Source organism: Thioclava sp., from assembly GCF_048263065.1.
Taxonomy (GTDB): Bacteria; Pseudomonadota; Alphaproteobacteria; order Rhodobacterales; family Rhodobacteraceae; genus Thioclava.
Genome location: NZ_JBLXEM010000031.1, coordinates 20,093 through 27,422, shown reverse-complemented (window position 1 = coordinate 27,422; position 7,330 = coordinate 20,093). Strand labels below are relative to the sequence as shown.

Below are 7,330 nucleotides of genomic sequence, written 5' to 3'. Positions count from 1 at the left end.
TGCATTTCCGGTCTTGCGAAGCCCGGCATCCTCGCATTATAAGCCGCTCAGTGCCCCTATAGCTCAGCTGGTAGAGCAACTGATTTGTAATCAGTAGGTCCGCGGTTCGAGTCCGTGTGGGGGCACCATTTACCACTTAAATAACAATGCGTTGAAGGCGTCTTGACCGCTGTGGCAACATCGAATGGCCGATTTTGCAATTTTCTTTGCAATTGGATGCCTTCACCATGGAATCTCCTCATCGCGATCATCGCGCTCGAAACCATACAGTTCTACATCCGCTTCAACTGTCGGCCATGCTAGCCAATCTGAATCAAACCAGTCGGCTTTGATGTCGCGATTGATCCCGAGAGGTATGACTCGGAGGTTATCTGGCACGTGAAATCCACAAACCGTGTGTTTTTTCACGCGATTTCCTGACGACAGCCATGTCTTACGGCATACCCCTCTTAGTGGGATAATATGGTCAACTGAATGCGGCACACCTGTAACCGCTTCAAGTTTGACGGCTAGGCGGTACTTTTCAAGGATTGCAGATTTATCTTCGCTCGTCAGCCATAGTGGTAACGCGTTTTTCATTCGTGCTCTTCGAAAAGACTCATCATAACATTTATCTGGGCGTCGCTTTAAGTTGTGGCGTTGATGCTTGCTTAGTGAAGCAAAGTAAGCCTCCCGTTCGGCCTTGCGCATGGCTTTAAGTGCTTCCGTCTCGCGTTCAGCCTCGAAGGCCTCAGCAGCCACTTCTAAGGGCGTCATCCCGCAACTATATTGATCAAGCATCTCTGCTCCTTTCTGCTGATCGGTATCGGAAATACAATAAGGGACCGAAACCAAAGGGTGGGTATCCTAACGGCAACCAGCAGTGAGCAGATTGGGGGACAATCTCGGAAAGGGTAGTGTCCAACAGATCCTGAAATGGGTGTTCACAATCAGAGTTTCAACATTCGCAACGCGCTATTTGTTACCTCTGATCTAAATTCAGGACATTGTCCGTTAAAAACATCTACGGTTTGTCCGGCGGAGCGCGCTGCAACTTGCTTACTTGTTAAACTAATGGCAGTCTAATGCCATGGTTGCTAAGAATTTTAAATTACAAAAGCGCGCTGGCAAAGCAGAATACTCTGGCAGACGCAGGTCGGCTACTCGTCTGTCTGGATTTAAGAGCCATGATGAGGCGACTGGCGGAAAGCTGCAACGTGTTGATGCGTTGGTTTTCAAAGCTTCTCCCGATACACCGTTGGAGCTGAGCTTTTTAATGCCAGACATTGATCCTGAAAGGTTTGCAGCGTTTGGCTTTTACTTTCGTGCAAATTCACAGATTTCGTTGACTTGCGACCAAAAGTGGTTCGGATCGCGGCACTATTCGAACTATGGATCAGCTGAATCCTTCAACAAATGCGGACATATTTGGCAGAAAGAGAAGCATACCGAATTTACTGTTTCTTTAACACCGAATGGTCCGTGCGAAATCGAAATTTTCGAACCAAAGTGCGGGGAAATTTGGCACCAATTTTTCGAGGAAACTCGAGACAGTGTTCTGAGAAATATCCATCTCTTTGCACCTGAGGCAAACTTTTACACAACCGAAGGAAAAGTCGAAATATCGGGCGATCCAGAAATACGGGAAAAGTGCTTAATAACCAAAGAGTGCAATCGCTGCGCGAGGTTTCTTCCGGTCAATTTGCCTTCCGAACGGAACACGCTTTCGTTTTCAAATCACTGTGTGGCCAAGAGACCATGCCGTCACAGAGGTTTTGGAATTTTAACTGATCTAGATCACGGCCGTGACGTCGAGTTAGAATATGGATTTCAATTAGAATGCCGCTTCTGTAAGAAATTCGTTGTCAATGCGGCATTAAACCCGCAGCGTTCTGCGGATCAAATGAAAGAGGACGCCCAACGACGGCGGCATTTCGAGTTGATGATTTCGGAGCTGGGAAATAACTCGGCCCAAATGAAATTCCGACATGAGACGGGGCAAGAGTTAGCAACATTTATCTGGGAACAATTTGAAAAGAAGTGTTTCAAGTGCAAGGAACTATTGGCCAATAGAAAGAGAATGCATCTCGATCACACACGGCCTTTGGCACTTTTATGGCCGCTAGATGAAACAGCGACGGCGCTTTGCGGCAGTTGTAATTCAAAAAAGAGAGATCGGCAGCCAAAAGACTTTTATACGAGTCAGGAACTCGTTGAGCTCAGTGGACTTACTGGAATACCATTGGATCAGTTAGAGAATCCTACGCCAAACTTGGATGTTCTAAAAGCGCTCTTGGCCAAGCCGAAATGGCTATTCGATGATTTCCTGAACAAGGAATATCTAATGGAAGAAAAAGATGGAAAAGTCCCAGCTGAGCTGATCTGCAAATCGCTTGATAGGGTGCTACAAATCTCCAAGCTTGATGCGGGTGGCTTTAGCTTTGTGATGGCATGGAACAATCACTTTTTAGAGTAAACCAGATACTGGTGTTCAACGGTGCTTCCTTTGTCCTTGATACCATGTTTTTCGGATGTTTCCACGCTTTCAGAAAAAATATCAACTAAATGGAAGCCATCGAAATTGAGTAGTTGAAGCTTTTCCGCCATATTGACAGCCTTATTTTTCCCTACATGCAGAACGACAGGGCCGCCACTTTTTAAGACACGGCCAAAGCTATGAAATATTTCTTCGTAGACATGCAACGACTTGTCTTTGTTGCCCTCAATAAATTGGGCACTTGCATCATCGAAGTCGGAAATTGACCAGCCAGAAAACCAAAAACGCATCCAATTTGTCATGTAAAATCTTGTTGATGAGGCGAATGGTGGGGATGTAATTATTACGTCAGCACATCCATCACTCAACTCAGACAAATCTCGAACATCCGATTTGATTGACAAACCCTTAGGGAAAGCGGGCAAGCTTTCCTTACTTGAAAGCGCTGAGTGCACTTTTGTTCTCAGGTGGGAAACAACGTTTTTGTAGATAAATTCCCCAGTCGGAGCGTATGGTGTAAGCGGATGACTATTTCGCGAAAGCGCGTAAGGTCGGTTCCCGTGCAAAATATGAAGCATGGCAGAAAAAACCAAACACCAATTTGAATCTTTTAGGTCTTTGGTCTCACCAAAAAAGTCTCTTGCCTTCAATACCTCTTGGAAGGTGGAAGGTTCAAAGTACTCGATAATGGTCTTATTGAAGCGAATCTTTTGAGTCTCATCTATGGCCCGTTGAGATACAGGTCGGGTCAATGTCCACTCAGTCAATGCGTCAATCACTTGATCACACGCCTGTCTTGTTGTTTGCCCAGTTTTAGCGTTGGATAAGGCAACTGCCATGTCACTTAAGTCATTAGAAATTGAGATTCTACCAGCTATGGCAGCTTCGAGCGGAATCGTCCCAGAGCCTGAAAATGGGTCGAATACGGTTTGACCTTTAGATGAAAATACTTGAACTAAATGATGTGCTAACGCGGGTTTTAGTTTTCCCTGATAGGAGCAAAGCGAGTGCAGTGGAGTTCCCCAGTTCCTCTTTGCGAATGCTCCTTGTTTGTGAGGTAAGTCTTCCTTGAATTCTTTCCATAAGCGCTGATCCATTTTACTTCCTGAATACCAGAAGTCGTTGACTCAACTCGGCCCCTCGATTGGAATGACGCTTCCTCAAGACCGTCTCATCTTCAAGTTTGAACCCGACACTTTCAAAAACAGCAGCTAAAACGGAGTGGGTCGGGACGTGAACTCCGCCATAAATACTGTCACCAATATCAATACAAACAGGGGACCCGCTTCGAACTTGGCCCCAAATCCCTTCCGCAACAATTTTCATGTGTTCAAAATATCCAGCAACCATCTTCGGAATTCTTTTATCATAACAATCTTGGGAAATCGCCTCGACGACGTCTCGTGCTTCATCAAGTACGACAAGTCCAGAAGCTCTTGATACGTCGTTGATTGCGGATGTTACAACAGCTTGGCGAAATTTTTGCAGATCGACCTTACTGTTCAAGAACCCCAAATACCAGAGCTCCAGTTTCATATTTCGGATGTAATTGGTTCCATTCAAATATGGCGGGCTGGTGATAACGCCGTCAAAGCTCGGCATAGCATCCGTGTGTAGTTGCTTTGCATTCGCCCCCAAAAAGACAATCTCCTGCTCGTTTGGTAATCCGTTGAGGTTGAGGTCACTTTGAATGAGGCTAAGTTTTTCGGTTACTAGTTCCAGTATGTCTGGAATTGGCTTGAGCAATTCTTTTTCTGTTTTGAATCTAACATCTCCGGCTCGACGCAATAAGGAAGCCTCCAGTAGGCTAGTTGAAACTGCTATCCTCATAAAACGTTTCGAGAGGTCACATTCCAGCTTTCTCTCAAGTGTTTTGAGCCTCAGAATTTGCTTGAAACTGTTTTCACGAAAATACTCGACAACACCGAAAACGCCTGAGTAACTTGTTTTTAGCAAAGTGTCGCTTTTTGCGGTATTGGAGTCATTTCGTATCAGTTGCTTCAACGTTTGGATCGTTTCAGCGGCTTTAATCCGGCCTGATGGCTTCATTCTCAGACAGATAGTTTTCAGAGATACAAGTTCCACGAGAAACGGATTGACTTCAGTGTAACCACACGAAATTCCTAATTGAGCCAATGCGATAGGCGTGGTGCCAACGCCGCAAAAAGGTTCTAGAAGGTTTTTGGGGTTTTCGAACTTGGCATCAATAATTTGCTTCACAAATTGGGATGAATAGCCCTCAAGATAGGGGAACCAGTCATGAAAAGGTTCTCCTCGTCCACCAGAATGCGTGACATCTTTAGCTTGTACCGCCGTGATTTTACCGTTCTTAACTTGGATTTGCTTCGTCACAGTCTGCTCTCAATTGGTTTTTCCGGTTCAGCGGATCCATCGTGACCTTTATCTTAAGGCCAAATGATGGAATGTTACACCGAAAACATGTTCATCTGTCGGAATGTTGGAGACAACAGATCCGAGCAGGGTATAATTTTTTTTGGCAGTCAGAACCATCCTGACAGCCGCGACACCCGAATGCTTTGCGGTGGAAAATATTGCGATGCGAACCCCGCAACGATCAAGGCAATGCCTGTGTCGCCATGGCCGGAGGCATTGCGCGCCTGTGTGATGATCTGATTGCCAGCAGCAGTGGTCTGTGTCGTGAAAGTGGCAAGGTCTTCTTCAATTGCAGAACGCATCGCGAGGTCGTGGGCGAACTTTAGATCGCCTGACGCAAACAGGACGGCCAGATTTTCGATCATCAAGGTTTTCGACGCGTTGACGTACTGACCGGAGCGCCGCCACTCCTGACCGCCCGTCATTTGCACCGCTGTGTGATCGACAGATTGTTCCGTCAGCATGTCCGACACGACGCGCCCGATGGACGTGCCGTCAATGATCAACTCCGACTTTCCACCAAATGGCGGGGCGTTACGCAGGCGGATTAGGTAGTCCACGACGCTGACATAGGACACGCCTTTGAACTTGTCGGCAAAGACGACAGTACGTTCGCGCGGGCCGAGTTTAACCTCGTCACCTGTCGAAATGGGAAGGCATTGGTCCTTGATCACAACTGCAGACGAGAAGTCATTGGCTTGTCCTAAATCCGCACCGACCCAGTAGCGTTGGAATCCCGTCACGCGCGGGAGCGCGGGGTCTTGCCCAGTTTCATTGACCACGTCGCCGTTGGCGCGATAACTGAGTTTTAGTTGAGTATTTTCGTAACTCATTGTTGCTTCCCATATGCTGTCAAAACCGTGGACATATTGCGCCTTCCTGTGATGTGGCTTGTTCGATTGTGGACAAGTCAAAATAGGATTGACCATCGCTCAACATTTCCACTTCGACTTCCTGCCGAAAGCGGGTGGCCGACAACTGCGACCTCAACCGCTCGACGCGGGATGCAAGACGTGGGATTGACGTGCCTTTGACGACGATCCGACGAACGTCTTCTTTCGGGGCGAGGAACAATTCAGCGAAGTGATTGTTCTTGCCCGCTGGCGTTGAGGCGAACACGACCTGCGACGTGCCATCGTCGCGCAGCATAGGCAGGACCGATACGATGACATCTTCGCCCCCGTTCTGCCCCGGAAGATACGCCGCTTCGTCGATCTGAATCTCATGCACCGAATACCCACGGATCGTCGCGCCCGATGCCGGAACGGCAATAAAGCGACCCCCATTTGACGTTTCAATCTCGGTCTGGGTTGCCCGTTCGACGCGCAAGTCAGTTGCGCGGAGATAGGTTGCGACCTTCCGGCTGATCTCACGTGTTTGGCGTTCGGCGGGTGCAAGGCAAAGGACCGTGTGTCCGAGTTTCAGCCGACGAACAGCACGGGTTGCCAGCACGCATGATTTGCCTGCCTGTCGGCACACCCGCATTGCGATGGTTCCGGCTGTAGAATTGACGGCCTCAAGTTGCCAAGGGTCGATCTCTGTTGCGTTTGGAATTTCCTGCCGAAGGAAGTGCAGCATTTCCGCTTCTGGGTCCAAGTCGCGTTCGACGAGCGTGCAGAAGTCATGGAGGGCGTCAAAGGGCATCGGACAACCCATGCCGTTGGATATAACAGCCAAGGCACCCTTTGCGCATACCGCGCGGTGTCACATGGCCGTGCTTGCAGGGCTGGCCCGTGAAGTAGACCTTTTTGCCTTGGTCAACAGCCTGTGGGCGCGACTTTGGCAGACCGAGCCATTCGGGATGGCGTGCCTCCGTCGCCGCGTTCACACGATCAGCTTCAAGTTGCGCGTAATGATCCCAGCCGAGGAACGGGGTATGCTTCACAGCGCGCCCCCGTCTTCCTGCGTGACTGACAGCACGTTATGGCGCATCCGGCGCAGCAAGGGTTCGCGTGCGGCGGGTACTTCTTCGCACACCTCTTGCAGGATGCGGCGCAGGACGACCCATTCCTTAGATTCCGACAGCGACACATTGACGGTCAGGTTTTGCGCCAGCTTGCCCTGTAGCTGTGCAATGTCGCGCAAGACGCGCCGCAACCCCTCCATTGCGGACAATGCAAAGGCCGGATTGTCGTCGTTTTCGGCAGCAGTGATCAGCTTTTCGACGCGGCGGGCGAGGCTGTCGTAGGTGTTCGCCACATCCATCCGGTCTTCATTGATGATGCCCGTGTCGGTTTCGATTTTTTTGATGCGCTCTTGCGCCAGAATATCACGGCGCATTTCTTCGGTGATTTTGGTGTCGCGGTAGCGTTGCACAGTGGAAAAATCGATACCGATGCGCTTCGCAATGTCCGTCAGCGTTCGGCGCTCAAGCACGATGTCACGGATGATCTCGTTCTTGTCGGAGCGCATGTCGATGATCGCTCGACGCCCCGAATTCTTGTTCCCACCCTGTGCCAT

The 7,330-nt window shown here is 49.1% G+C and carries 8 protein-coding genes and 1 tRNA gene; 2 read left to right on the top strand and 7 right to left on the bottom strand.

The annotated features are described in order from the left end of the window. The first annotated feature begins 52 nt into the window (after positions 1–52). Positions 53–128, top strand: a tRNA-Thr gene (locus ACN0SD_RS18205). Between the two features lie 94 nt (positions 129–222). Here ACN0SD_RS18205 and ACN0SD_RS18200 read toward each other — a convergent pair. Further along, positions 223–780 (bottom strand): hypothetical protein, encoded by a 558-nt coding sequence (locus tag ACN0SD_RS18200; protein WP_417809639.1) that lies wholly within the window; start codon positions 778–780, stop codon positions 223–225. A 289-nt stretch (positions 781–1,069) separates the two neighbouring features. On the opposite strand from ACN0SD_RS18200, the gene ACN0SD_RS18195 reads away from it, so the two are divergent. Then, on the top strand, positions 1,070–2,455 hold the full coding sequence (locus ACN0SD_RS18195) for a hypothetical protein (RefSeq protein ID WP_417809638.1): 1,386 nt from the start codon (positions 1,070–1,072) through the stop codon (positions 2,453–2,455). Here ACN0SD_RS18195 and ACN0SD_RS18190 read toward each other — a convergent pair. The 6 genes from ACN0SD_RS18190 to ACN0SD_RS18165 form a co-directional block, all read right to left on the bottom strand. Continuing rightward, the gene (locus tag ACN0SD_RS18190) at positions 2,440–3,573 is read right to left on the bottom strand and encodes a DNA methyltransferase (protein WP_417809637.1); all 1,134 of its coding nucleotides are present in this window, start codon (positions 3,571–3,573) and stop codon (positions 2,440–2,442) included. The genes ACN0SD_RS18195 and ACN0SD_RS18190 overlap by 16 nt on opposite strands. Position 3,574: 1 nt before the next feature. Further along, entirely contained in the window at positions 3,575–4,828 is a 1,254-nt protein-coding gene (locus tag ACN0SD_RS18185; protein ID WP_417809636.1) for a hypothetical protein, read from the bottom strand. A gap of 149 nt (positions 4,829–4,977) precedes the next feature. Further along, positions 4,978–5,799 (bottom strand): hypothetical protein, encoded by an 822-nt coding sequence (locus ACN0SD_RS18180; protein WP_417809635.1) that lies wholly within the window; start codon positions 5,797–5,799, stop codon positions 4,978–4,980. Then, complete coding sequence (locus ACN0SD_RS18175) at positions 5,723–6,514, bottom strand: terminase large subunit domain-containing protein (protein WP_417809634.1); 792 nt, start codon at positions 6,512–6,514, stop codon at positions 5,723–5,725. Before ACN0SD_RS18175 ends, ACN0SD_RS18180 begins: the two co-directional genes overlap by 77 nt. Then, entirely contained in the window at positions 6,504–6,755 is a 252-nt protein-coding gene (locus tag ACN0SD_RS18170) for a hypothetical protein (protein WP_417809633.1), read from the bottom strand. Before ACN0SD_RS18170 ends, ACN0SD_RS18175 begins: the two co-directional genes overlap by 11 nt. Continuing rightward, on the bottom strand, positions 6,752–7,330 hold the full coding sequence (locus ACN0SD_RS18165; RefSeq protein WP_417809632.1) for a hypothetical protein: 579 nt from the start codon (positions 7,328–7,330) through the stop codon (positions 6,752–6,754). The genes ACN0SD_RS18170 and ACN0SD_RS18165 overlap by 4 nt, the downstream gene beginning before the upstream one ends.

Excerpts from the sequence above, each read along its gene's own strand:
- ACN0SD_RS18195 (WP_417809638.1), top strand. The coding sequence starts at position 1,070 with ATGGTTGCTAAGAATTTTAAATTACAAAAGCGCGCTGGCAAAGCAGAA.
- ACN0SD_RS18165 (WP_417809632.1), bottom strand. The coding sequence starts at position 7,330 with ATGGCACAGGGTGGGAACAAGAATTCGGGGCGTCGAGCGATCATCGAC.
- ACN0SD_RS18180 (WP_417809635.1), bottom strand. The coding sequence starts at position 5,799 with ATGGTCAATCCTATTTTGACTTGTCCACAATCGAACAAGCCACATCAC.
- ACN0SD_RS18175 (WP_417809634.1), bottom strand. The coding sequence starts at position 6,514 with ATGCCCTTTGACGCCCTCCATGACTTCTGCACGCTCGTCGAACGCGAC.
- ACN0SD_RS18190 (WP_417809637.1), bottom strand. The coding sequence starts at position 3,573 with ATGGATCAGCGCTTATGGAAAGAATTCAAGGAAGACTTACCTCACAAA.
- ACN0SD_RS18200 (WP_417809639.1), bottom strand. The coding sequence starts at position 780 with ATGCTTGATCAATATAGTTGCGGGATGACGCCCTTAGAAGTGGCTGCT.